General features: G+C 48.7%; 20 protein-coding genes and 1 pseudogene. 7 read left to right on the top strand and 14 right to left on the bottom strand.

Features of this window, described 5'->3' with window-relative positions; genetic code table 11:
- Positions 1–30: 30 nt before the first annotated feature.
- From PSHG_RS06855 to PSHG_RS06910, 11 genes are all read right to left on the bottom strand, one after another.
- Entirely contained in the window at positions 31–825 is a 795-nt protein-coding gene (locus PSHG_RS06855; protein WP_010271210.1) for an SDR family oxidoreductase, read from the bottom strand.
- Positions 826–1039: 214 nt separating this feature from the next.
- Positions 1040–1693 (bottom strand): Cthe_2314 family HEPN domain-containing protein, encoded by a 654-nt coding sequence (locus tag PSHG_RS06860; RefSeq protein WP_010271211.1) that lies wholly within the window; start codon positions 1691–1693, stop codon positions 1040–1042.
- 114 nt (positions 1694–1807) lie between these two features.
- Positions 1808–2686, bottom strand: coding sequence for a carbohydrate ABC transporter permease (locus tag PSHG_RS06865; RefSeq protein WP_010271213.1), 879 nt, complete (start codon positions 2684–2686; stop codon positions 1808–1810).
- Between the two features lie 12 nt (positions 2687–2698).
- Entirely contained in the window at positions 2699–3661 is a 963-nt protein-coding gene (locus PSHG_RS06870) for an ABC transporter permease (RefSeq protein ID WP_010271215.1), read from the bottom strand.
- A gap of 156 nt (positions 3662–3817) precedes the next feature.
- Positions 3818–5446: an extracellular solute-binding protein gene (locus tag PSHG_RS06875; protein ID WP_010271218.1), complete on the bottom strand. Its 1629-nt coding sequence runs from the start codon at positions 5444–5446 to the stop codon at positions 3818–3820.
- A 172-nt stretch (positions 5447–5618) separates the two neighbouring features.
- Entirely contained in the window at positions 5619–7382 is a 1764-nt protein-coding gene (locus PSHG_RS06880) for a helix-turn-helix domain-containing protein (protein ID WP_026021222.1), read from the bottom strand.
- Entirely contained in the window at positions 7379–7954 is a 576-nt protein-coding gene (locus PSHG_RS06885) for a cache domain-containing protein (protein ID WP_026021223.1), read from the bottom strand. The genes PSHG_RS06880 and PSHG_RS06885 overlap by 4 nt, the downstream gene beginning before the upstream one ends.
- Before the next feature lie 333 nt (positions 7955–8287).
- A complete protein-coding gene (locus PSHG_RS06890) occupies positions 8288–9661 on the bottom strand; it encodes an extracellular solute-binding protein (protein WP_010271221.1) in 1374 nt (457 codons plus the stop codon).
- A 110-nt stretch (positions 9662–9771) separates the two neighbouring features.
- Positions 9772–12150, bottom strand: a complete 2379-nt coding sequence (locus PSHG_RS26790; RefSeq protein ID WP_010271224.1) for a hypothetical protein — start codon at positions 12148–12150, stop codon at positions 9772–9774.
- 394 nt (positions 12151–12544) lie between these two features.
- Positions 12545–13489, bottom strand: a complete 945-nt coding sequence (locus tag PSHG_RS06905; RefSeq protein ID WP_010271226.1) for a COX15/CtaA family protein — start codon at positions 13487–13489, stop codon at positions 12545–12547.
- Between the two features lie 229 nt (positions 13490–13718).
- The gene (locus PSHG_RS06910) at positions 13719–14063 is read right to left on the bottom strand and encodes a thioredoxin family protein (protein WP_010271228.1); all 345 of its coding nucleotides are present in this window, start codon (positions 14061–14063) and stop codon (positions 13719–13721) included.
- A gap of 207 nt (positions 14064–14270) precedes the next feature.
- On the opposite strand from PSHG_RS06910, the gene PSHG_RS06915 reads away from it, so the two are divergent.
- The 6 genes and pseudogenes from PSHG_RS06915 (at position 14271) to PSHG_RS26805 (ending at position 19870) form a co-directional block, all read left to right on the top strand.
- Positions 14271–15119, top strand: a complete 849-nt coding sequence (locus tag PSHG_RS06915) for an SPFH domain-containing protein (RefSeq protein WP_010271230.1) — start codon at positions 14271–14273, stop codon at positions 15117–15119.
- A gap of 10 nt (positions 15120–15129) precedes the next feature.
- Positions 15130–15336 carry a hypothetical protein gene (locus tag PSHG_RS06920; protein ID WP_010271232.1) on the top strand — a complete coding sequence of 69 codons (207 nt, stop codon included), beginning with the start codon at positions 15130–15132 and terminating at the stop codon, positions 15334–15336.
- 737 nt (positions 15337–16073) lie between these two features.
- Positions 16074–16771: pseudogene (locus PSHG_RS26795) on the top strand (response regulator transcription factor).
- Positions 16768–18117 carry a sensor histidine kinase gene (locus tag PSHG_RS06935; RefSeq protein WP_010271237.1) on the top strand — a complete coding sequence of 450 codons (1350 nt, stop codon included), beginning with the start codon at positions 16768–16770 and terminating at the stop codon, positions 18115–18117. Before PSHG_RS26795 ends, PSHG_RS06935 begins: the two are co-directional and overlap by 4 nt.
- Positions 18118–18490: 373 nt before the next feature.
- Positions 18491–19099 carry a PepSY domain-containing protein gene (locus tag PSHG_RS29200; RefSeq protein WP_010271240.1) on the top strand — a complete coding sequence of 203 codons (609 nt, stop codon included), beginning with the start codon at positions 18491–18493 and terminating at the stop codon, positions 19097–19099.
- Between the two features lie 156 nt (positions 19100–19255).
- Positions 19256–19870, top strand: coding sequence for a PepSY domain-containing protein (locus PSHG_RS26805; protein ID WP_052310047.1), 615 nt, complete (start codon positions 19256–19258; stop codon positions 19868–19870).
- Positions 19871–20552: 682 nt separating this feature from the next.
- On the opposite strand, the gene PSHG_RS06955 is transcribed toward PSHG_RS26805, so the two are convergent.
- Entirely contained in the window at positions 20553–22046 is a 1494-nt protein-coding gene (locus PSHG_RS06955) for a copper amine oxidase N-terminal domain-containing protein (RefSeq protein ID WP_010271247.1), read from the bottom strand.
- A gap of 520 nt (positions 22047–22566) precedes the next feature.
- Between PSHG_RS06955 and PSHG_RS26810 the strand changes: the two genes are divergently transcribed.
- Positions 22567–24066, top strand: coding sequence for a DUF2515 family protein (locus PSHG_RS26810; RefSeq protein ID WP_010271249.1), 1500 nt, complete (start codon positions 22567–22569; stop codon positions 24064–24066).
- Here PSHG_RS26810 and PSHG_RS06965 read toward each other — a convergent pair.
- Both PSHG_RS06965 and PSHG_RS06970 read right to left on the bottom strand, forming a co-directional pair.
- Entirely contained in the window at positions 24052–25674 is a 1623-nt protein-coding gene (locus tag PSHG_RS06965; RefSeq protein ID WP_010271251.1) for a putative polysaccharide biosynthesis protein, read from the bottom strand. The genes PSHG_RS26810 and PSHG_RS06965 overlap by 15 nt on opposite strands.
- Before the next feature lie 27 nt (positions 25675–25701).
- The gene (locus PSHG_RS06970; protein WP_010271252.1) at positions 25702–26181 is read right to left on the bottom strand and encodes a DUF456 domain-containing protein; all 480 of its coding nucleotides are present in this window, start codon (positions 26179–26181) and stop codon (positions 25702–25704) included.
- Between the last annotated feature and the right edge of the window lie 38 nt (positions 26182–26219).

Here is a 26219-nt window from a genome sequence, read left to right on the forward strand (position 1 = left end):
GTGAGACGGCCTCTTCTTTTATATACTCCATTATTGAGAAGAGGAGGCCGGCCCTTTAATGCTGCGGATCGGATCCAATCCCCCAGAGACATCAACAATGTTGCCCGTAATAAAATCAGACTCCTCCTGACATAGAAAGGTCACGATTCTCGCTACATCCTCTCCCGTACCCGGGCGGCCTCGCGGAGACTCTTCATCCGTCAGATGCTCAACCTCATGAATATGCTTTTCTTTGTTTGCCCCGCGGATATCCCCAGGGCATATCATATTAACCGTAATTCCATAAGGGGCTTCTTCCACAGCCAACGTTTTTGTAAATGAAACGAGTCCAACCTTGGCCGCCGCGTAAACAGCCCGATGCGGCCAGCTGGTCGCTTCCCCGGCCCGTCCAAAACCAAAATGAATAATTCTTCCCCACTGCTTGCGCCGCATCATGGGCAGCACCAGATGATCCAGCTCCATCACGCCAAGTAAATTGCCACGCATCAAATACTCTATCTCATCCATATCATATTCAGCGAATAACCTTCTCTCGCGGACGAAGGGACCTGCATTGTTAATGAGAATATCTACGCCCCCCAGCCGCTCCTCAACTTCCTTTACCATCGAACGGACATCCTCGGAACGGGAGACATCCCCTTGCACAGCAATTGCTCGCACCCCAAGATGCTCCAGCCACTTGGTCAGCTCGCCGGCCTCTGCTTCACTATGAACATAATTTATGGCTATATCGCAACCTTGTGCTGCCAACTGGATTGCAGACATTTTACCGAGTCCCTTGGCACTTCCTGTAATTAATGCGACTTTACCCTGCCTTTGCGCCATAGCCACCCTCCTGTAAAGTTCAAGCCCGGGGCTTTTGGATTCTCGTTAAAAAAAGCCCCCTCATCCTATATTGTCAAGATGGTATTCTTGATGAGTACTATGTTTAAGTATAGTGCATTCCCGCAAAAGATTCTACTGATGCCAGGGCGAACCGCAAGATGCGTAAGGCCAATAAAATCAAAAGGCAAGCCGCTTTTCAGGAGGCTCCATCGCCTCAATCCGAAAAAGCAGCTTGCAGGGTCAAACAAACCATCTCATATCCTTTTTGAAGTGTTTGCAGCCTGCCCACACGGTCCTCGAGGAGCATTTTTTGCTGTGCTGCAGCATGAACGGCCTGGAACAAGTCATCCAGCAATTCGGTGTTCATTAAGTGGGTCTCCATATTTCGCTCTTTGCGTAATACGTCCATTTCCTCTTTGTAGCGGTGCTTGATCTCCCCCAGCTTCTTCGCCAGCGGCTTGAGCTCAGGAGAAGCTTCCAAATGACGAAGCACGGTAAAATAAGAAAAGCGGGACTTGACCGCCGAGGTATTCAGCTCATGCTGCTCATCAAGAAAAGAACCTAATTTATCGAGAATGGAGAAAATACGCAGCAGCGCATTTTTATAAAAATATAAATGCAAGTGGTAATGATGAAGCTCTTCCCCGCCTAAATCCTGAAAATACTTGCTGCGAACAAGCTTGGAGAATCGCTCAGCTGCGTACAGACTTTGCTCCAGCTCATCCAGCGAGCGGGAGAACGAACCGATTTTGATCGCCAGTGCGCGGTCTTCTCCCGCCTGGTCGCTGTACCGGTTCAATGCTTTAACCGTGTCAGCATATATTCCCTTCTCCACTCGCTTTTGCTCGCCAAGCAAATACCGGAACATTCCACTCCTCCTGCATACCAATAATTCAGCAAACTTAATAAATTCTATATTAGAATAGCCGCTTCCCCGATATTTTAACCATAGCCGAATCATTCATGGAAATACATGGGTCCTCTATTCCTTAATCGCTCCAATCATAACACCCTTTACAAAAAATCGTTGCAGGAACGGATAAAGCAGCAGTATTGGAATCGTGGCCACGATAATCGTGGCATATTTAATCGTTTCTCCAATCGGCATGCGGTCTCCGCCGCCAACTCCGGTCGTCATGCTCTCCGTACTGTTCGTGATGAGAATTTCCCTTAAAATAAGCTGCAGCGGGTACAAATCACGTGTCCGCAAATAAATCAGCGCCTGGAACCAGGAGTTCCAGTGAGCTACCCCGTAAAACAAGACCATCACCGCCACAACGGGGAGAGAGAGAGGGATGATAATTCTAAACAGTACAGTAAAATCGTTGGCACCGTCCATTTTCGCTGACTCCTCAAGACTTACCGGAATTCCCTGAAAGGACGTTCGCATAATAATTAAATTAAAGGTGCTTATAGCAGTAGGGAAAATAAGAGCCCATATCGTATCGGTTATCCCGATATTCGAGACAAGTACATAGTTAGGGATCAAGCCCCCGCTAAAAAACATGGTGAACACGATGGCAAACATGATCGGATTTTTCCACATCACATTTTGCCTGGAAAGCCCATAGGCCCCGAGCGAGGTCAGGAAAACATTCAAAGCGGTGCCGACCACAACCACGAACAAAGTGTTCATATACCCGCTAATAATAGACGGGTTGGCAAATACGAGCTTGTAGGCTTCGAAATTAAACCCGTGAGGCCACCACATCAGCCCCCGGTGCTGGACAACCCAGGTCGGTTCACTCAATGACGCAATAAGCACATAGAGAAACGGGTATAAGGTCAAAAAGCACAATACGATCATAAACAGCGCATTTAGCCAATCAAACAGGCGACCACTCAAGGAAGGTTTATTCATTTGCAGGCCTCCTTACCACAGCTTCGTTTCCGTCGTCTTTTTGCTCAAATAGTTAGCAAAGACCAGGAGCGTAAAATTGATTATGGAATTAAACAAGCCGATTGCGGAACTAAAGCTGAAATTGGATTCCAATAGCCCTTTACGGTAAACGTATGTGCCTATCACATCCGCTGTTTCATAAGTGTTAGAGTTATACATTAGCAATATTTTTTCTGTGCCTACTGACATCAGATTTCCAATCTGCAGAATCAGCAAAATAATAATGGTGGGCATAATGCCCGGGATAGTAATATGAATCGTCTGCTTCCAGCGGTTCGCGCCATCCACCCTGGAGGCTTCATAAAGCGTTGGATCAATATTCGACATCGCCGCCAAATATATAATCGAGCCCCAGCCAACGGATTGCCAAATCCCCGATCCGATAAAGATCGTGCGGAACCATTCAGGCTCCCGCAAATAGGCAACAGGCTCTACTCCAAAAATGCTGAGCACGTTGTTAATCAATCCGTCTCTGGCCAGAAAATCAACGAGAATCCCGACAATGACAACTATCGAAATAAAATGCGGGAGATAGGTTATCGTCTGAACGGTCCGTTTGAACCGGTTATTTCTGATTTCATTGAGCAGCAGGGCCAATATAATAGGTGCAGGAAATGCAAACAAAAGCTCTAGCACGCTAATAATAATTGTGTTCCGCAGTATTCTCCAAAAATAATAGCTGTTAAAAAAATCCTCAAAATGCTTTAATCCTACCCATTCACTTCCCGATATGCCCAGATAAGGAACGTAATCTTTAAAGGCGATCTGCACCCCGTACATGGGCCCATAGTGGAAAATCGCATAATACGCGACAACAGGAAGCAGCATCAGGTATACGTACTTATTCACTTTGGCATCCCGGATTACCCGGTAAAGAAACCGGTTGCGGTCAATTGTCTTCTTGGGGGATGGCTGCTCTTTGCTTACAACTGGCATAATGAATAACCCCTATTCCTGTGTAATAAGGCCGAAGTAACTTTCCGGAGATAAGACATCGTTTTCTGCGTGGACTATAAGCGAACATTAAAAATGGTTCAGCCCCGTTAAGGGAATTCGTGCCGGAAGTCCCGGCACGAATTCATACCTCTAGCTTTAGCGGGCGTTGAAGCGATCCAAGGCGGCTTGCTGAATTTGAATAGCTTCCTCAATGCCCATTGTTTTCAGCGTTTCAACAAATTTATCGAAATCATCCAGAGATTCCGTTCCCATCACAAAGCGGTCAAACATTTCATCTCGGTACGTCTTCACGTCATTCATAATTGAAGCATAGCGGCTGCTGTCCTCGGCAGAAGGCTGCAGAGGGGGCAGAACCTTGCTATGGTCAGCATCAAGCCAAGCGTTGATGGCATCGATCTGCTCCTGGCGCTCATTGTACTGCTCGCTGTAACGCTTATCATGCAGGAATGGCCCCGAGAAGCTCGCTAGATTATATCTGGCCATCGCCTGAGTAATCGGCAGTCCGTCTGGATTGTTCATTACAGTATCGGTGAATCTCGGATAATCTCCTTCCAATTCGTAGCTTTCCCCTTCAATTCCGAAGTTGAACAGCATGTGGCCTTCCTCGCTGTAATTAAAGTCAAGCCAGCGGACAATAGCTTCAGGATTGGAGGCACTTACCGTGATGGATGCGCCAATGCCTGTGAACGGATATTCATACTGGCCAATGGAAGGCATTCCTTCTTCTTTTACGGGATAAGGCGCGCCCACGAGCTTGAAGGAAGGATTGCTTTCCTCCATCAAATCGTTATACCGGCCCACTCCGCTTCCCACATAAGTAATTACGGCGCCTAATTGCTCTCCGGTCATTTTGGCATCGCGCAAGGTTCCGTCTGTCGTTACGTAATCCTGGTCAATCAGTCCTTCGGTATACCATTTGTTCATCAGTGTGAGAAATTCTTTGTACTCCGGTTCCATTGGGCCGTATTTCACTTGACCATTCTCCTGATAGAACTGGTGAGTAATGCCGAAAGCGCCGATAAAGGCATTCGTCGAATCGATGAAATCCCGGCTAATCAAGAGAGGGATTTCATCCTGCTGGCCATTGCCGTTCAAATCGTTATCGCGGAAGGCAGTTAACGTCTTCTCCCAATCATCCAGCGTCACCGGCATTGGCAGATTCAATTGATCCAGCCAATCTTGGCGGATGGCCACCCCCATATAAACAAGCAGGAATTCATCTCCTCTAAGAAACGGAAACGTATAGATGTTGCCTTCATCTGTCGTGATCAGCTTTAAATAGTCCGGGTTCTCATCCAGTATTTTTTTCAAATTCGGGGCATGCTCGTCAATCAATTCATTTAAGCGGATAATTCTCTGTTCCTTGATCGCTGCATCGGGGCCTTTTGGAAGAGAGCTTCCGGTCCAGGTATACTCAATCACATCCGGCAGGTTGTTGGAGTTAAACATCAGGTTAAACTGATCGCTTCCCTGCCCGGCCGGAGGATGCTGAAACTCGACTCTTGTTCCGGTGATCCTTTCTTTTTCTTTGTAGGCACCAATCTCGTTGTAGCTCTGCATCGTAGCCGCAGCATTAGCATTTAAGGCCACCCAATAGCTGAGCTTTTCAGGGTAATCGCTTTCAACAGGAGTCGAGCTGGGGTTCGTGGATGCTCCTGGTGATGAGGAAGGAGCAGGGCTGTCGCCCGAAGAACATCCTGCCAGCAGACTTCCTAATAAAGTGAAGGACATGACAGCGGCTGTCGTTTTATTCATTTGCTTCATCGTTTGAATACAACCTCCCTTTTTATGGATCGTTAAACTGAAAGTAAAGCTTGATTTCACTATAATAGAGAGCGGGGGCCGTATATACCCTACGTATTCGTTATTGGTTATACGGGGTTAAGAAAGCCGGCTATCTTTTTTTAGGATCGGCTATCTGCAAGCAAGATTGCCCTTATTCCTGCAGCATTTCCCGATATTTCCCCGGTGTAATGCCTTCGTATTTTTTAAAGAATCGGATGAAGCCGACATCGTTGGAATAACCGACCTTAAGAGCAATTTGCGTGATCGTCAGACTGCGGTCAGCCAATAGTCTTTTAGCCTCCCGAATCCTAACCTTAGCAATGTAATCGGTAATATTGATGCCCCCATGCTTTTTGAAAAATGCCGACAAATACTGCGGAGTCAAAGAGAAATGGTCTGCCATTGCCGTCAGGCTCCAATTCCCGTCAATCCCGTGCTCTTCGATATATTCTGTAATTCTCGTGAACAAGCGCTCCCCGTGATCTGTCCGCTCTTCTTTGGTTACCGTGCATATCCTGTAGTATAATCCTTTCATTTTGGCCAGCATTTCCTCAGCTGTGGAGCAATCCGAAATATATTTGGCAGGATCGGACGCTCCTTCAAACCAATCCCGCTCTCCCCGATTGAGACCGTTCAGTACCTTCAGCACCGTGCTGAGCATGTCAAAAAACAAACAGCGGCCCATTTCCGGAGTGATCCCATGAGTAACAAAGTTAGTTTCATAGATATGCTCCAGCAGCTTCTCAGCCTGCTCGTAATCCCCGCTTTTTGCATAATTGACCAGCTGGGTTTCCGTTTCCATCGGGTAATAGTAATAATGCTGCTCCAAATTTTCCATCTGCTCGTAAAAAATAATCTCGTTGGATCCCTGAATAATCCGGTAATCTAGAGCAATCAGCGCCTCGCTATAGCCTCTGCCCAGTTCTTCCAATCCCTGATGAATCTGACTGACGGCCATCGTCGTTTTCAGCCTGAATTTATCCTCGGTTAGCCGTTTCAATTCATAAACAACCTCATCTCGCAGCTTCTGTCCAGTCGCAGAATCGCTGAAATTCATCAGCACTGCAAGCCGGCTGCGGTCCATCTCAATGATATAGCCTGATTTGCGCAGGAGATCATTGCCGAGATTGCTGATAACAAAGCGAGCCAGAGCCCATTCCTGCTCAGTCGCCTCGCCGCGGGCAAACTCGCTGCAATCCTCGATATCGATAATAACCGTAGCAAAGAAGCTATAGGGAAATTGAATGCCCATAAAAGCGAGGGACGAGTCCTGTTCATCCGATGTATCGACGTACCCCTTAATGAGGCGGGACAGGAAATTTGCCTGAATAACCGGCGCCTGTTCCGATAGCATCTTGCGCAGGTTGTTCTCTTCGTCCATAGCGCTGACAATCGTTTTTTTGATAAATTCGTATTCATTATCCAGACGGGGCGAACTGATCCCTTTGCGCTTCGTAATCGCCTGCACCACTTCACGGATCGGTGTGTAATTGCGGTAAGCCAGGAAGTATGCGGCGATTATGCCGCCGACCAGATACAGGATCAGCAGGACGAGCGCCCAGTTTTTAATTGCATTCACTTTGGAGAGCACAATATCGGTTGGCACGACCGACACATACTTCCAGCCGTAGCTGCTCGTCGTATAGGAGAGCATTTTCTCTTCTCCCCCCTGTTGAATACGGAAGAAGCTGCTGCTTCCATCTAATTGCGGATAAAGGGATGGATCTAAAGAATTATCTGAAGAATTGGAGATAAGCACCTCGAGGTTATCGTTTAATATATAAATATCCCCCCGGCTCACCCATTCCACCTGCCGCAGCATATCATCAAACTCCGATTCATCCACATTAAAGACCAGATACCCGTCAGGCTGGGCCAAGCCCTCCAAGGGAAGCCCCTGAACATAAGTGATCATATTGTTCTGCTTGCGGGAGGTAGTGTCCCGAATAGTGGAAACAGGGAAAAAAGTTTTATAATGCGGGCCGGATAGCAGGGTCTCCTGAACCCAGTCCGGTTCTTTGTTCTGATAGACGTGAATCCGTTCAAAAAAAGAGCAGAATTCGTTTTCATATACGGAGTGATGACTGTATCACTATTTCTCAAATAGATATAGAAATCATTCATGAATGTATTCACGTTGCGAAAGCTGCGGAGGTCCCGCATGAACTCAATAACTCTCATCTGGTCATCCAGCGGATCCTCCCCCATATTGTTAAGCAGCCAGGCCAGGCGCGGATTCAGTCCAATCTGCACCGTCATGGCATCAATCTCACCTAGCCTGCTGTCCATGATTCGCTTGACCTGTTCGAGCATCCCCAGATTGGTGCGGTTGGCATTCTCCACCATGTGCTTAGCCACCTGGGTATATAAAACGCTTCCAATCAATGCAGGAAGCAGCAGCAATATGATGTAAGACGTTAGCAAAGTAATAAATGCGCTTCGTTTGCGGCCTTCTTTACTGCGGGAGGGGTTTATTAGTCCAGTCATCTCTGTTCCTCCTCTTGTGCTGGAATACTCATAATCTGTATGCATGCATAGTCTACAACATCCTGCCATGGTCTCCTGCTGCATACTTTTCTTTCCGCTGGCTTCTCTTATTATGAACAATACTGTTTTACGAAGTATACTGTCTGTTTTTATGATCCGCGTACCAATATTAAGATTAAGCCTTTTTTGCACGGTTCGTCCAGCTTAATCTGATTCCTCTCTTTAAAGCATTGCTCTAAATAAAAAACGGTCCTATAATCAAGGACCGCCAGGCTATGCTAATCAGAATGCTAACTTATGATGCATTTCGGAATTTTACCGGCACGAAAAAGCTTATCCTTCTTCTGGACTCTCCATCTTCAGGGCCAGACCTTCCTCGCTTTCCAGTCCGGCCCAATACCATTTCGCCGATTCGTGAAGCCTCTCCAATTCGGCTGCGCTTAACCCGAGATCGCTGATGTAATGGAAGCTCGGAATGATCTCCCGGAAAAGGGAAAAGCGTGAAGGCCGGTAAATAACTTCTTCCCCGCTCCATTCCGCATCCAGCTTTCGGGCCGGCAAGCTGTACGTGTTGAGCCGGATATACTGCTGAGCTGCAGAAGAGGTCAAAAAGCGGACAAGCTGCAAGGCTGATTCCTTTACCCTGGATTGCCGGCTGACAGCCAATCCGATATTCAGCAGCATCGTCGCCGGCTGGCCGAAATGAGGCACCGGGGCAACATCGAAAGGAAGCGAGGCCCCACGCAAATAATTCAGGTAAAAATAAGTCGTCATAATCATCGACACTTTACCTTCTCTCAGCATCCGCTCCGATTGGCCGGTCGTTGTGCCGTCTGCAATAAGAGGGAACATCTCCTTCATGGCTTTGCACCTGTGCAGCGCTTCCATCAGCTTAGTCCCCGTCAATCGGATACGGCCGTCAGCGTAACGCTCAGCCTTCGCCCCCAGCTGCAAAGGCAGGAGTGGCCAGCGATTGATCGAATAGAAATCACAATGAAAGCCAATTCGTTCCTTTTGCTTAGATAGCCTGGATGCAACCTCTGTCAAATCTGTCCAGCTCCATCCGCTGTCCGGTTCCGGCAGGCCTTGCTCCTGAAAGTGCCGGCGGTTGTAGCAGAGAATAAGCGGCGAGAAGATAAAGGGCAGGGCCAGCTGCCGCCCTTCATAAGCAAATGCCTCGGACAGAAACGTATAGAGCTCGCCATTGCTGTCCATGGACTCTAGAGAGGAGGCACCTCCCGCATCCATAAAAGTAAGGAATTGATTATAGTTGAGCATGACGACATCCAAAATCTCGTTCTGCAAGTAACTGCCCAAATTATTATAGCTGCTGATCGCTAGCGGAACAGCCTGAACTCTAAACTGCGGGTGCTGCTTATGGAATTTGGCGATAAGCTGAAGAATGTCAGCCTCGCCGGTAACCGAAGCATGATAACCTAATCGAATCGTCGCCGTTACGCCTTCCGCAGGTCCGACCACTCTGGTTCCTACCCGGGGAATTTTACGAATCAACCCTTCTTCCGCAAGTTTGGCAAGACCTTTGCGTACCGACTGATTGCTTAACTGATGTTCGGCAGCCAACCATTTCTCGGACGGCAAGTATTGGCCGGCAGCCCACTCACCAGTCAATATTTGTTCTCTTAAGCGGTTCACGAGTTCATCCAGCCTTGCTCGTGATGAGCGGCGGCTCGTTCTTGGATCAGCCATTGTCATATTCCCTTCTGTACAGTTGAACGCTGATATCCTTACTTAAATTCAACTATAAAGCTATGCAGCATTCGAGATGTAAGGCTGCCCGGGGAATAGCAAACCGCAAGCTACGGAATAATCATATTCCCTTCCGTATGCTTAATCCGATCTCCTTCAGGAGGGAGCATCGTCCGGTTAACCCCTGCTTCCAGACAGGAAGCAATGTACAAGCTGCTTCCCGCTGGAATGGACCCCGGCTTAACCTCGTATTTGCCGCCGGTCAGGCGGCATCCGATCATACTTAGCTGGTGGCCCCCGCCGACAAGCGCCAGATGGGCCGTCTCTCCATCCGATGCAGTGCTTGAATAATGGCTGAGTCTCCAGACGACGTCATTATCCGGCTGCGCGCTTTTAAAGAATGCCTTCTCCCCGTTCGTTCCGCGACATTCCGTTCCCCCTGCAATTGTAACTTCCTGCCGGGCTGTCCCGGTCTCCGCCTTGTCCCAAGCACCCGTAAATACCATGCCGCAATCGGCAAAACCGCCTCCCTGGATATAGATCTCCTTGCTGCCAATTGCAATTCTTCCTGAGTTGGCAGAGGTACCTCTGAACCAGGTATTAATCAGCTCCAAACGATTGATGCTGCCTATGTTAACGTCCTCCACGTTTAAAAACTCGCAGTTAACGATACGCAGATTGGCGGAGGTAGGGGTAAAGCCGAGTGACTGGGTACGCACAGGACGGGCGATCTCATAGCCTTTCACCATAACAAAGGAGCAGTTCTCCAATATGTTAGGTCTCATTGAGCGGGAAGAGCCTTGTGATAAAGTAAGCATTGCTTGAGCCGTGCACCCTCTAAGCTGCAGGCCATCCACGTTAGCCCAGATAGAACCGGAATTATCCAGCCCTGGTTTGACATATACATGTACATCTTCCAACGTCAAATCAGTAATTCGCTTGTTGACTACAATCCGGCTGGCTGTATGTTTTTTGACTGTAATTCGCTTGGCGCTGTCTCCCCACGTAACTCCGCTGTTGGCAAACGACATTAACCCGGAATTCCCTATGTAAACCAAATCATGCTCGAATTGGCCGTGGGTGACAAACGGTCCGTAATCATCTCCGTCGCCGTGACAGTTCTCGACCAAGCAGTAGGCAGCGCAAGTAAAGTCATTCAGATGGCGGGCGTTGCTCGTATTGCAATCTTTAACGTGAGCATACAATACATTGAGCTGCTGGGTCAAATATCCTGTACCTCCCCAGTCCCTTTCTTCCGGGTTATATAATTCGCAGCGCTCCGTGACATAATGGGTGCAATAACGGCGCTGGATTACCGGCCAAAACACCTGCGCAGCACGAATCCCGGATACGTCACAGCGTACGGCGAATTCGTAAGCGACGGGGTTGGAGCCGATTTGGTCCCATGTATCAAATGGAGGCACGCTAGTAGACTCGCTAGGCGGTACTGGTACCCCGATAAAGTTCATATTGCGGACATGACTATTAAACACAGGATTGATTTGGGTATATTCAATGGTGCGTCCGGCAGCAAGGGACCAGCCTATTTTATAATTAACCCGGATATGTCGGTTATCCATAATTTCCGTTACCATGAGCAGGTAGTCCAGCTCTCTCTGCTCTCGGCCTCCCGGATGATTGCTAATTCTAGCCCGCCACCAGTCGTTCACTTGAAAGGCGGAGGCGTCCGCTACCTCCAAAATGTCCGAAAGCTCAGCTATTTCCTTGGAGAGGGTTACGGATTGGGTTGCTCCTGTCGGTTGCCCCTGGAAAAAAATGACCGCGCCAAAAGGATTATTAGGCGTATTTAAAGCAATATCCCTTGTCGTCACTGTATGTCCGTGAAAGTCCAGCTCCACGCCGCTGCGGTGAAACGTATGACGACGGACAAAGTTCAAATCCGTATGCGCTTCTATGCGGTGAATGGAAGGATCATTTACCATAGCCTCCAATGCCTGGTCCGCATTCGTACCGGCATCGAGAACACCGAACCAGCGAAAATCGGCCACTCCATTATGAACAGCCACCCAGCGCCCTCTCGAATTCCCTCTCCCGGGAGCATGCACCGTTCCCCCATTATCCTGCAGCGTGCTGTCTGCGTCCCAGCGGACCCACTTGCCTCCCCCGTCTCCTTCTCGATGGTAACCGCCTACATATACGGCCGTACCTTTCTTGTACTGTCCTGGAGGAAGATTGAGCAGCTCGCTTATTGTAGGAACATAGATAATCCCACTGCGTCCTGCAGACGTTAAGCTTGCCTCCGGATCGCGACTAATTGTCTCCTCAGCAGCAAGAACTTTGGAGCCCAAAGCACTCCCAGCCAGCATAACGCCACCCAGACCGAGCACTTTCAGCATTCGTCTGCGGCTGATACCATGTCCGCTGGCCTCCCTGGAGGCCGATGCTTGATCTGCTACGTTATTCAGTGGCTGATTTCCCACTTCTTGCTGCTGATTAGCAGTCATGTTCATTCTTTTTTCCTCGGTCATCCTGTCTCCTCCTTAACATGTGTGAAGCTGCAAAGCTGCCAGCCTGCCGTCAACAGTCCAAGCCCTGAACCATGGGTACAGCTTTCTTCTACTACCAGCAGCCTGTGGCTTCCCATTACTCCTGTAATTCCCTCGCGTCTGTGGTTTCTCCATTATCGTGGTTTACTTCAGGTTTTAATATCTAACTAAATAACTGCAAAATTGCGCTGCAAATCTCATCCCTGGTTTGTTTCTGGTTTAATAAAGAGTATAATTCCTTATGGAAGCGCTGTCAATTATAGAAATAGTAACGAAGTCCATTCGAAGATTAACAGCCCGGTATAGCGGTAAAAAAAACTCTCCCGAAGGAGAGTATGTTGGCTGATTATTAACTTTAAATCGTATTTCAGTGTAGTTAACGCTCGCCCAGCTGATAAGCACGTACACAAAGGTAGAGAAGCACACTGAATAATCCGGCAATCAATACCGCATGGAGCAGACCGGTCGTAATAATCCATTCACTCGCGATTGTAAAGGTAACCAGCGCCCCGCTGAGAACTTGAAGAATGACCAGAACAAACGCCCAGCCGGTCCACTGGCGAAACTCACCCGGCAGCTCGGATTGTCTGCGCACAATGAGATACAGGCAAAGAAGGACGATAAAAAAGATCAAAGCGGCCGTCCGATGAAGAAAAACAACTCCGGTAGCACCGGACAATTCCGGGATGACTTGTCCATTGCAGAGCGGCCATCCTGAACAGCCTCCCCATGATTTGGTGTGTCTAATGTAAGCACCTAAATATACTACGACGAGGCAGTAAACCGTCGTTAGCCAAATCCCGAATTGTAACAGACGAGAAGGTGCTTTAAAGGTGCGCCCGGCCACAACGCCGGAAGGCAGCGTTTCAGGAATTTTGGCAGAGTGGCGAATAACCACTGCCGTCAGCAAGGAGCAGCCGAAGGCAAACAGGGAAATCCCAAAATGCAGCGCTTTTACTAATGGCGGCTGGTGAAATACGACAACCATCGCGCCAAGTATCGCTTGAATTATCGTAAAGAGCAAAGCTAATGTGATGTACCAGCGGACATCTTTGCGCTTCACCTGAACCATCACCGCTATAAACAGCATAAGGATCAGTATGCCTTCAATCCCGCTTACAAGCCGGTGGGAATACTCAATCATGGATTCGATCGTATAGCTGGGCACAAATTTGCCATTACATAATGGCCAATCATCTCCGCAGCCTTCTCCCGAGCCCGTCTTGGTGACAATTGCGCCCTGCAGCAGCACAATGAACATCCCGATAGCCGCTGCCAGGGATAATTTATTTAATGGAAGCCTTCGCCAAAAATTATACATGTTGTCTACCCCTAAGTTTTATCTCGTGCAGAAAGATACCAAATCCAATTATATCGATAAATCGCGCATAATACCATGTGTAATTGTGACAATGCATTGAAGGCGCTTAAAGTTCTGGCCTAACAAATAAAAAAAGCCCCCTCTCTTAACAAGCATAAGGGGGGCGGATTGGTTCTGCTAGCGCTGCTTCGTTATTGAAAACCTTCAAAAAAAAGCGGCCATTTTTGCATCACGCCTGGAGTGATTTGGCAACCTGCAGCGACTTATCTAAATATTGTTCGATTTCTTCCCGCGTTTTTCTCAGCTTGCTCACAAACCGGGTAACTTCCTGGCCGTTCCGGAACATAATAAAGCTGGGAATGCCTAGAATATGATAATGCTCACAAAGCTCGGGAAGTTGATCCCGGTCTACAACGACAAAGGTTAAAGAATCGGCGTATTGGCTTTCCACTTCTGGCATAAAAGGATCAATAAAGTGGCAGTCTTTGCACCAATCGGCTTTAAATACCGCCAGTGTAGGTTTATCTTGGCGGATGATCTCGTTAAATTCTGCTTCACTCGTTACAGGTCTCATCTTTTATCCCTCCGGTTGATTTTCCCCTTTATAGCATGCCTAGAACCTGATTGTCAATGTGATAAGAATCAAGCGGTTTAATAAGATCCTTTTTAGCAGAAATTAGAGCAATTAATTTTGTTTACATTTATTTGAAAAAGTGATATCATTGTTATATCAAAATAATATTTGATAAAAAAATTCCAACTTAAGAAAGGACGGACAGCTATGAATGAAAAACCAGTATGGAAAATAAACGGTTATTTAGGATTAATAATTTTGCTTGCTCTTACTTGCCTAGGTGCTATTCTGCTGCTTAAACAGCTCGTCTTATGGGGCTTGCTGCTGCTGGCGATTGCTGTACTCTTCTTCAGCACCTCCTTCACGATCGTCCAGCCTAATCAGGGAAAGGTCGTTACCTTCTTCGGAACCTACATGGGAACCATCCGCGATACCGGAATGTGGATCACCATCCCCCTATCCGTCCGCACCAGCATCTCGCTAAGGGTACGTAATTTTAACAGCGCCCGCCTAAAGGTTAACGATGTAGAAGGAAATCCGATAGAAATCGCAGCGGTCATCGTATTCCGCGTCGTCGACACGGCCAAAGCAACATTCGATGTGGACCATTACGAAGAGTTTGTGGAGATTCAAAGCGAAACCGCCTTGCGGCATGTTGCCAGCAAATATCCTTACGACAACTTCGCCAATGACGGCTATTCCTTGCGCGGAAATGCCGAAGAAATTGCCCAGGAATTAGGAATAGAGCTTCAGGAAAGATTGTCCGTCGCTGGTGTCGAGGTCATGGAAGCCCGACTGACTCATCTGGCTTACTCTACGGAAATAGCCAGTGCCATGCTGCAAAGACAGCAAGCCTCTGCCATTATCTCGGCGCGCCAGCAAATTGTAGAAGGCGCAGTCACTATGGTCATGATGGCCATCGCCCGCCTGGAAGCTGAGGGGAACTTTCAGTTAGATGATGAGCGCAAAGCGGCGATGGTGAATAATCTGATGGTTTCCATCGTATCGGACCGCTCCGCGAGTCCAGTCATTAATACAGGAAGCTTATACGGCTAAAGACTAATTTATGGCTAAAAAAAGCTTTCCCCTACGCATCGACCCCAAGCTGTACGAGGTACTGGAGCGCTGGGCCAACGATGAATTCCGCAGTGTTAACGGGCACATCGAGTTTCTGCTTCGCGAAGCAGCCTCTAGAGCAGGACGTCTGCCCGGTCCGCGGCGGGATTCACAACAGCCCGCGGCCCCCTCTGAAAGCGAATCCGAGAACGGGTAACGGGCAGCAAGACACCCGCAGCTGACTTTGCGGCTGTTCTTTGTCGAGGAAGGATTTTACGAATAGCTATGGCGACATTGCCTCTCGATTTTATGGCGAATTGAGCAAGATGTATTCAGATGCATTTTCGATGTCAATCAGGATGAGTCGGCAGAAATATGGGAGGAGCTTGAGGTTCGGGTTTTGGCAGTCGTCCATCTTTCGGATGGCATCGGCTGGGCTTTCATGATGGGATCAAATATTTGGATGGCTGCGAAGTCATAAGAGTGCTTTTTGGTGTCGCTGTGATGGCTTCGGATATGCTAAAATTCAAGTGAGTTCACTGCCTCCCGGTCCCATCCTCTCTCCCGTAAGTATGCTTTAAGGCCTCCATGGTGTCCTCTTAGCTTAGAAGGCATCAGATCAACATTTTCCAGCCGCTTCTCTAGTAATGTCCAAAGAAGTCAAGTCCTCCCTCACTTCATATGATTGATAAAGTTTCCCGCCGAATCCCAATTTCCCCTTAACGAGTGAGTAGCTAGCCTTCTTCTCTTCTATCCTAATCTTACTCCTATAAACGAATTCTTTGCTCTAACGTCTTCATATTTCTATAAATTTTTACATGAAGCATGCGTTTATTAGCGTTATGTCTGACGATGGCGCATTTGGTATACTTGATTTAGATCAGCTGGCTGATAAGGTACTTAATCAGCTTCCAGATTCTTTTATTTTGGAGCAGGTGCAGAAAAGGGTGAATTATGAGTAACCAACGCGTATTGATTGTAGAAGATGAAGTGAAAATCGCCAGAGTGCTGCAGCTGGAACTGGAGCATGAAGGGTATGAGGTAAGCAAAGCAACGGACGGGCTGGAAGCTTTGGCGGCATACCGTACCGGAGCCTGGGATTTAATTTTACTGGACGTAATGCTTCCCGGCATGAGCGGAATAGACCTGCTGCGCAGAATCCGCGCTGACGATCTTCATACCCCGATCATCTTGCTCACAGCAAAGGACGAAGTGAAGGATAAAGTTTCAGGACTCGATTTGGGCGCCAATGACTATATTACAAAACCGTTCCAAATTGAGGAGCTGTTGGCCAGAATCCGCGCGGCTTTAAGACTTCGTTCCGCCCGGTCACCCCTCTCTAATGAGCAGGAATGGCTGGCCGTCGGGAATTTGAAGCTCAATGAAAAGACCCGCGAAGTGCTCCGGGAAACGGATCGAATTGAGCTGACCCCGCGTGAATTCGACCTTCTGGTGTACCTTATGAAGCACCAACGCCAGGTGCTGACCAGAGAACAAATTGTGGAAGCGGTATGGGGTTTCGATTATTTCGGAGATACGAATGTAGTCGACGTCTATGTGCGCTACCTTAGAAAAAAATCGATCAAGGCTACGAGCCAACGCTAATTCATACTGTTCGCGGTGTTGGTTACGTGCTGAAGGAATGGTCATGAGGCTGAGCAATAAGATCCATTTATATTCTTCCGTCATGTTTGTCCTGCTGCTTGTCCTTGTCCTATTGTTTATCTATATGCTATTTAGCAGACAAACTCTGAACAGCGAACTGGACAAAATTAAACTAACAACTGAAAATATCGCAGCCAATGTTACCCGGTCAGCCGATATGATCTCACCAAAGGACTTGCTCCGCGCCTACGTACCGGTCAACGGCATGATCCGTATCGTGGATCAAGAGGCGAGAAGTTTATTCGTTGTCACCTCACCATCTGAAGCAGAATTAAGCCAAAGTCCCGTCACTCGGTACCCGGAACAAAGCAGTCTGGTGGTTTCCTATAAGGGGCACAAATATGCGCTTGCCTCAATTCCGCTTATATGGGTGGACGGGCAAGTGGTGAATCTGCAAGTGACAGAAAGTCTGCAAACGATGGAAAGCAACTTGAAACTTTTGCGGAATGTTTTGATCTTGGTCACTTTGCTTGCGGCCGTGCCTGTTTTCCTGTCCGGACGGCTCCTGAGCAATTTAATTTCGCGTCCCATATCGTCCATGATCGGAACAATGCGCGAGATACGTGCCAGCGGGCGGTTTAAACGCTTGGAGCTGCCAAAGCGCTCTAAAGACGAGCTTTACGAAATGGGCAAAACGTTCAACCAGATGATTGAACTCTTGGAGACTCACTTTGAGAAGCAGGAGCAATTCGTTGCCAATGCCTCTCATGAATTAAAAACGCCTCTCACCGTTATCGAAAGCTACGCCAGCCTGCTGAAAAGAAGAGGTCTGGAACAGCCCGATTTATTCGTTGAATCGGTAGATGCAATTCATTCGGAAGCGGTTCGGATGAGGGAACTGACTCAGCAGCTCCTTCTTCTAGCTAAACATGATGAGCAGTGGAACCTGCACAAGGAAGAACTGGACTTGAAGAAGCTGGTGTCCTCTTCGGCCAAAGCGTTTCAGAACGCCTACGGCAGAGTTATTGAAATCATAGCTCCCCAGGCAGTCAGTGGTTACAGCGATGAGAAAAAGCTGAAGCAGCTGATATTTATATTTTTGGATAACGCCCGTAAATATAGTGAAGATAAAATCGTGCTTTATGTCGGCCGCACGACCAATGGAGCCTACATCCGCATTGAGGACCGGGGGATCGGCATACCCAAGAATGAGCTGGAAAAGGTATTCGACCGCTTCTATCGTGTAGACAAATCCCGAAGCCGGAAGGATGGCAGTGCAGGACTTGGACTCTCCCTCGCCAAAGAGATTGCAGAAGCCATAGGAGCAAGGTTAGAGCTGGACAGCCTGGAAGGAGCAGGCACAACGGCAACCTTAATTTTGCCCGATAAATAATTGGCTCACTCTAATAATTAGAGGTTGACAGTATAAGATAGCAGAAGCGGAGGGGAAAAGGGAGTCAAAGCTTTCCGAAGGAAAGCAGCTTCGGGAGCGTGGAAGCGTTCGCCTTTGCCACCGGATTTCAACCGCTGAGGCGGCTATGATTAAGAAATCTGGGGTCAACGCTTTCTGGAAGAAAGCGTACTTCGGGAGCATATGCTAACAGCGATCGGAGGTCCCCTCATTCCCCGTTGTGATTTCCTCCTTTGTTGTCAACCACTAGTTTAAGTTTTGAACCAAGTAATTCTCAGCGAATTCTCATCTTTGTGATTTACACTGTTTTTAAAGGAAGCACTGTCCATTAAGGATCTACCAATGAGGTGAAGCGATGAACAGAACAAGATGGCTTGTCGCCGCTGGCGGAACAGCACTAGCGCTCCTGCTTCTGGTGCTCCTGATGCAATGGAGGCCGGCATTGTCCTCTGCCGAAACATTAACTGAACAAGAAGTCCGGGACTCTATAATATCCAGATATTCCGGCGAGATTAAAGATATCAGACAGGAGCGAGAGAAGTATATTGTCGATTTGCGATTAGATACAGGTGTATACGAAATTCAAATTCATGCCCAAAGCGGTGACGTTCTGTCCTTGGAGCGAGTCGAAGCTTTCCCTTCTGCGGGTGAAGATGCGCTGCCTGAACCATCTGATGAAGGTTCTCATCCTGAACCCTCGCCTTCATTGCCTTCGGAACCTTCGCAGCCTTCAATGCCCTCAGAATCTTCGGAACCTTCAGAGCCTCCGCTGCTGCTGACTGAGGAAGAAGCGGCACAACGTGCGCTTCAGCATATTTCGGGGGAGGTCGATGACGTAGATTTGAAGCAAATTGACGGAACCGGCTTCTATCTTGTGGAAATTGAGCTGGAGGATGGTCGCGAGGCGATCGTACAAATCCATGCGATTACAGGTGAAGTGATGTCCGTTTCCTGGGACGACTAACGTCTTTAGTTAATTCTATTTTCTATATTTAGTTTCTATAAACGGAGTCCATCTGTTTCTCTCTCATGAAATTCTAATGAAGCTTTCCGCGAGTTCTCATTTTGGAGCGGTATAGTAAAGCTGTAATAACAAATGAGACATTGAAGGAGGCGCACAATGATGAAAAGAAGATGGATGGTAGGAACACTGGCCGTGGCCATTGCGGTCGGAGGGGCTTTAGGTGTGAGCACCATGGGCATCGGGTTTGCGATGGATAATCCGGACTCCAATTTGAAGCGAGAGAATGGTTACAGACATTCCGTTGAGCAGCAAGCTCCAAGCTCTATCCGGGCTGCAGAGCAGACGTCCGGACAGAAGCCGCTGCTGACTGTTGAGCAAGCGATAGCAGCAGCATTGACCCAGGCAGAAGGTTATGTGGAAAGCATTGAGCTGGAACGGGACAAAGGCTCCGTCTACTATGAAGTAGAAGTCGAAAGCAGCTCCAAGGAGTATGATATTTACGTAGATGCATACTCAGGCGAAATTCTGAAAGTTAAAGAAGAGCGTGACCGCAATGCGTACAAAAGCGAGCGAATGAAGGATGTATTGACGATGGTTGAAGCGGTAGCCATAGCTACTGAGAAGGTGCAAGGAATCGTTACGAAAGCGGAGCTGGATTCCGATGACGGTCAGCTTTATTACGAAATTGAAATTCGTTCGGGACGGGAAGAAGTTGAAGTAGAAATAGATGCTCGCACAGGAGAAATCTTGTCCGTTGAGTATGATGATTAATTTAGCACGATTAATTTAGCACGATTAATTTAGCACGATTAATTTAGCATTATGAATTCCGCCACCGGGCCCGCCGCTGCGGCGATTGTATACGGTTTTCCGCATACAATTCGCATCCGGGCCCCACTCGGCGGCAAACGTATGCGGTTTTTCTGAGAAAATAAAACTCCCCGCATGATTAGCAATCCAGGGTAATAACACTTCAAGCCCATGCTTTTGTACGATTTGTCATACAAATGTTGGGTAATCGCACCTAAATCCCATGCATTTGTACGACGTTTCATCTGAAACACTGGCTGCAGCTCCTTAGTAGCTTAAATCCCTGCATTTGTACGATTTGTCATACAAATTTCGGGTAATCACACCTTAATCCCATGCATTTGTACGATTTGTCATACAAATGTTGGGTAATCGCACCTCAATCCCCTGCATTTGTACGACGTTTCATATAAATCTCCGGAAATAGCACTTAAACCCCATACATTTGTACGACGTTTCGTACAAAGCGCAGGCAACAAGCCCTTTTGATTCATCTATATAAGTTGTTTGAACAATATATTGTTCGACTCCAAAACTCCTCTGGGGATTTATCAAAATACCGCAAGAAAAAAGGCCTCTCTGCGCCACAGTTCTTAGATAACACTGTGGCCAGGAGGCCTTCTAAACTTCTTATTCCAATTACTTAATTCCGTTCGATAATGACCGCGCGGAATTCATTATCCCAATCCACCTCGGCACCAAAGGCTTCAGCTACGAAACGAACAGGTACATAAGTCGTATCATCAGTCAATACAGCCGGTCCTTCCAGCTGAGTTTCGACACCATCGATAAGCGCCGTCGTGCTGCCAATGGTTAGAACGATTGTTTTCCCTGTCCAAGCGTCTACAATGTTAACTTGGCGAAGATCGTTGTCCCATTCCACTACAGCATCCAATTCCTCAGCTACCAGGCGAACAGGCACCATTGTTTTTTCGGTAACAGGATCGAGGTATGGCTCTCCCCATTTATAATCATGCACATCACCTTCCCAGACTGGCAGGAAGAGCGACTTAGCGCGAAGATTCAAATCTTCATCCAGAAGCTTGAACAGATCGGATTGACGATCCATGTTAGCAATCAAGAATCCGGAAGTTAAAGATTCATCTTCAACCGAATAGCCTTTGCTTATATCCAGAAGGTCAGCAGCAATATTGCCATTCAAGTTCCATATATCCTGGTCGGAAGCGACCCTGACCGTAACCGGCCCTTCATCACTAAGAATAACTACTACCAGTTCTACAGCAGACTTGCGAATCTGCAATTGCTTATCCACATAGAAATCCATGTTGATGTAGTTGTCATCATTAAAGATGGCGGCCAGATCCGGATCATCCTTTAACGTATCAATTTCAGCAGAAAAGACTTCCAGCTCTTCTTTGATAACTTGGTAAATCTGGTCAACCGCTAATCCATCACCCAATAAGCCAGCAGCTTCTCCACCTTCCATTGGGGCAATAACCAAGGTATAGACCTGTTCGATAATTCCTTTTAACGCTTCTTCATCAGCCAGTACATTCTCGATGAACTTTTTAAACAGATCAACAACTTCGCTGCCTTTAATTTGCAGGTGAACTTTGTTCAATTCCACCGGCTCTCCGTTGATATTCTCCTGGACCTTCGTCAGCCCTACCTTAGAAGGGTTAGGGAAGTTGTCAATGATGAACCCACCCAATGAGCGAGCCAGTTCCATCGCATTTTCCTCAATGCCTTCAAGACCGAGGCCTGCGTCTTCAAACTCGTTATAGCTCGCATCTACGTAGATGGGTCCTTTTAGCCCTTCCACATCAAAAGCTACGATTTCTTTATCCATGGAAAAGGAAAATGGAATCTTTCTTTCTCCCAGCAGAACAACTCCGTCCGAGGACATAGTTTCCAAATCCTGAACTTTCATGTTCGTAAAGTCAACTCTCAGGTTTTGCAAGAAGGACAGGTCCACGCCTTCTTCAACCAGCCAATCTTCATTAAGGCCGGAAATTTCCAGGCTCACGGTGCCTGATCCTTCATAGGACTCCAATAATAAGTTGTCCTTTAACGCTTTGTTCAAATCGACGCCGCCAATTCCTTGACACGCTGTCAAAAACAGAACCATAGCAGCGAGCCAGCCCGAAAACCAGCGTATGTACTTCTTTTTCCCCATACTATCGTCTCCTCCATGAATGTATAATAATTCTTCTCCCCATGTATTACGGAACGAAAAAGCAAAAGTTTCACAGCCGAATGAATTTCATAAAACAATTTAATCTGCTAGTACAGCGGCACTGCATATCAGCTTGACGGCATGTTCAATGGCACTGCATGTACCAGCGCTCTATGAAAGAGCAGCACTGCGTGCACAATAACGCCATGTTCCACGGCACCGCATGGTACTAGCGCTCCATGGAAAACCAGTCTGCATGCTCAGCAAAGCCATGTTCAGCAACGCCATGTTCAGCGATATTTTACATATACCATCTGCTTATCTTTCATTAAACCAATATAGGTCAAAGCAAAACCAAACGGTTTTGTTTTGTTTGTTTTGTTGGTCTTGGTTTAAACCTTGATTTTTTGTTGTTGGTCTTGACTTCCGGTTTGCCTTTCCACTTCTGGAAAAAGTTAAGAACCTGATACATGGATTAAGAAAATTTAGGGAATGGATAACACGTAGGAGGTGCTCCTGGATGAGCAGAACTTCACAAAAAGCAGTAACAGAGAGCAAATGGGTACGAAGAGCGGCTTTATTGTTCGTGCTGGTTCGTTCCATTTACAGAACGCTAGGAAACGTCGTCCTCCGGAATTCGAGCCAGCATTCCTTACGTTCCAAGCTATTCCCCTCCGGAAAGGAAATGGAAATATCCAATCTCGACCGCCGGATCATCCGCAAGCCATTGGCAGACCAGTTGACCATATCGGCCTCTCTGACCGACGCCGAAGGAGCCGAATCTCGGGCTTTGCTGCAAACCTCACCCGCTATCCCGTTCGACCGCTTAACCGCTGAGGAACTGCAATGGGTAGAGACGATCCGGGAGCATACGGAAACCGCCAACCGGAATAACCTTACGCGCACGCAGGCCTACTTGGATATATATTTAAAGCATCCCGAGCTTCACTGGGCTTTTCTTGCTCATATGGTATCGCGGAACGGCGGCTGGAATATGACCGATTTACGGGGAGACCTGCTCTCTCGTTTGCTCGATAAAGAACAGATCGAAGCGTTGTTTGCCTTGCTGGAAAAAGCGAATGCGCTCATTTTTCAGGACGCTTACCCGCAGCTGCTGCTCTATGCGGAAAGCAAACGCCAGGGCAAGCCCTTGTTTGCTTTGCTTCCCCATTTTGGCGTATCCCGCTTTATGCTTCCGCTGTGGGAGCAGTTTTGGAAGGAAGGGCATGAGCCCTTGCTCGCCATCGGCCTGATTATTAATGAACAGCAGTATATCCAGCGTCGGGTGGTTGAAAATAAAGAGCTGCAAAGTAAAGCATACCCCCATTCATGGGAGAGGATTATGCAGGCGGCTTTGCAGCTGAACCAAATCGTGTTTCCTTGGCTGCCCGAGTCCGCCAAGGAGACGCTGCGGCCGCTGTCTGCAGCTAACCATCCAGCCCCGACCACACAGTTGTTTGGCCGCGTGCTGGAGAACTTCTCCGATTTGCAGGAGCGCATCGAATTCGGCAAACAGCTGTATGCTCTGCTGTTTGCCGACCCTGCGCGGCACCGCGGCTTCCTCCGCTTCGCTCAAGCCGTGCCGCACAGCGGCTCTCGTGCGGACTATTGGCCGCACGTATTCACCGCTGCGCCAGCGCACGCGGCGGACGCGCAGGCGCGCGGCGCGGTGCGGCCTGCTGAGCCGCAGCATGCGGGCGCACAGGCGGGCGCGCATGCGGCCGAGCCGACGCGGGCGGCGCAGGCAGGCGCGCAGCAGCGCAGCAGCCTCGCCGCGGGCGACGGGCGCGACGCCGCGCATGCGGCCGCCCAGCGGCACGCCAGCCCGGCGCTTGGCGACGCGTGGCCCGACCGGACACTCGGCGAGGTGGAGCGGTATGACTGGTTTGGCGATCTGTCTGCGATCGCCTACCTCACTACCGCGAAGCTGGCCGAGCCGGTCGACATCACGCGTGAGCACAGCGCCTGCTGGCGCAAGCTGGAGCTGGCCGCAGCCGCGCGCGAGCTAGCGGCCGAGTAGCGCCGCGCCTTTGCGCAGCAGCTTGCGGAGAGGCCCCGGAAGGCGATCCAGCTCTTCCGGTTTGATAACCCGCAGGCCGATCAGGAGAGCGATGAACAGCGCTGTAACCAGGCCGCCAGTGATGCCTGCGGTCAAGAAATAGCCAAGCTTGAACGGCCAATCGTGAATCAAAGCATGCAGACCGCGTTCCACAGCGAAGCCGGCTGTAAACGACACGGCCGCAATGAACAACAGGCGAATCCACCGCGGCAGCGTCAGCACCCGGAATCTTACCCGCTGTCGCAGCACCCGCAAGTTTAACAGCATCATCGTAATAAAGCAGAGCGCGGTTGCCGTTACGATCCCGTATATTCCGAGCCAAGGTGCCAGTATAAAGCTGAAAGCGACCTTGATGACAATACCGGCAACGACATTGACGATCAATGGACGCATTAGACCGATCCCCATCAAGATAGCGCCTGATGTCTGCATCAAAATTTGGAACAGCGCGGTAAGCGTCAAAAATACGATCACCCCGGTTCCCTTCTCATCGGGAAAAAGCAGCCCGTTGACAGAACGGCCGGCAGCAGCAATAGCCAGAATGACCGGCAGCCCGGTAAGCAGCGATATCTGCAGCGCTTTTGATGCCTGGCGGTTGACCTGAGTCAAGTCTTTGCGCGCATAAGCAGCCGATACGATCGGCACGATCGATTGACTTAAAGCGATTGCCAGAATGATCGGAATCCCGGCAAGCGACTGAGCCCGTCCAGTCAAAATCCCCAGCTCATCCTTGGCCTGGTCTGCGCCAATCGTATCCTGCAGCAGCGGAATCACCGTGGAGCTGTCAATGAAATAAATAAGCGGCACAGCTATGGAGAACAAGACAATCGGCACCGACAAACGGAAAATATCGCGATAGATGACTCCGTAAGAAAGCTGCCGCGCTTTCTCCCAGCCGGATGGAGTAGGGGTTCTTCCGTGCTCCTCATCCTTGGCCCGCAGCAGCTTATAAAACATGTACAGAATGGCGAAAGCTCCAACGCTGCCCATCACTCCGCCAAATGAAGCTCCGGCGACCGCCCAGTCATGCCCCCAGTCCAACTGAAGCAGCAAGTAAGCAAGCCCAATCGCCGTAATCAGGCGCAGCACCTGCTCAATAATTTGCGAAATTCCGTTCGGCATCATGCGCTGCCTGCCCTGGAAGTATCCGCGCATAATCGCAATCAGCGGAAACAGCAGCAGCGCCGGAGCTAGAGCGCGAATCGCAAGCACCGCAGATTCATCCCCTACCTTGCTCGCATATAACGGGGCAAACAGAATGAGCAGGATGGTCATAAAAGCTCCGGCGGCTATAGCAAACATCACCGCAGCCTTGTATACGCGCTCTGCTTCCGCATACCTTCCCAATTCCATTCTTTCAGACACCATTTTGCTTAATGCGCTCGGAATTCCGGCGGTAGCTACTGTCATCAATATAGTATAAATATTGAACGCTATGCCGAAGGTTGCCATGCCGCTATCACCGATCAAGTGAATCAGCGGCACCTTCTGCACCACTCCCAGCACTCTGGCGACCAGCGCCGCCACAGCGAGAATCAGCGTTCCTTTGATTAAGGAATCCTTGGACACCTGAAACCCTTCTTCCTAATTCACGTTTTACAGCACCCAGATGAAAAATAGAACGATCATGATCATCTGGAGGATGATCTTAGCAATCACACTTGAGAAAAATCCGACCACTGAACCAATCCCCGATTTGATCGCCAGATCCGGCCGAGTTCCGGACAGCAGCTCTCCGAGCACCGCGCCGATAAAAGGGCCCAAAATCAATCCGGCAAACGGAATGACAAAGGGGCCGACGAGCACCCCGATCATACTGCCGATGACCGATGCCCGATTGCCGCCAAACTTTTTAACGCCCATAGCACTGATTAAGTAATCGGCTACAATCACCGCCACGACAATGCCCGTCTGAATCGCCCAAAACCAAAATCCGAAAGGGGCAAAGCTAAAAAACCAGCCGTAAACGAAAAAAGCGGCATACACCGCCAAAACTCCGGGAAGAATGGGATACACGGTACCTAGCATCCCTACGACAAACAAGATAATGATCAGTGCCCAACCTAGAATCTCCATGCGTTTACCCTCCCGCTCAACCCTTATTTCGCTTCTTA

The sequence above is a fragment of the Paenibacillus senegalensis JC66 genome (genome assembly GCF_000285515.1).
GTDB lineage: Bacteria > Bacillota > Bacilli > Paenibacillales > NBRC-103111 > Paenibacillus_L > Paenibacillus_L senegalensis.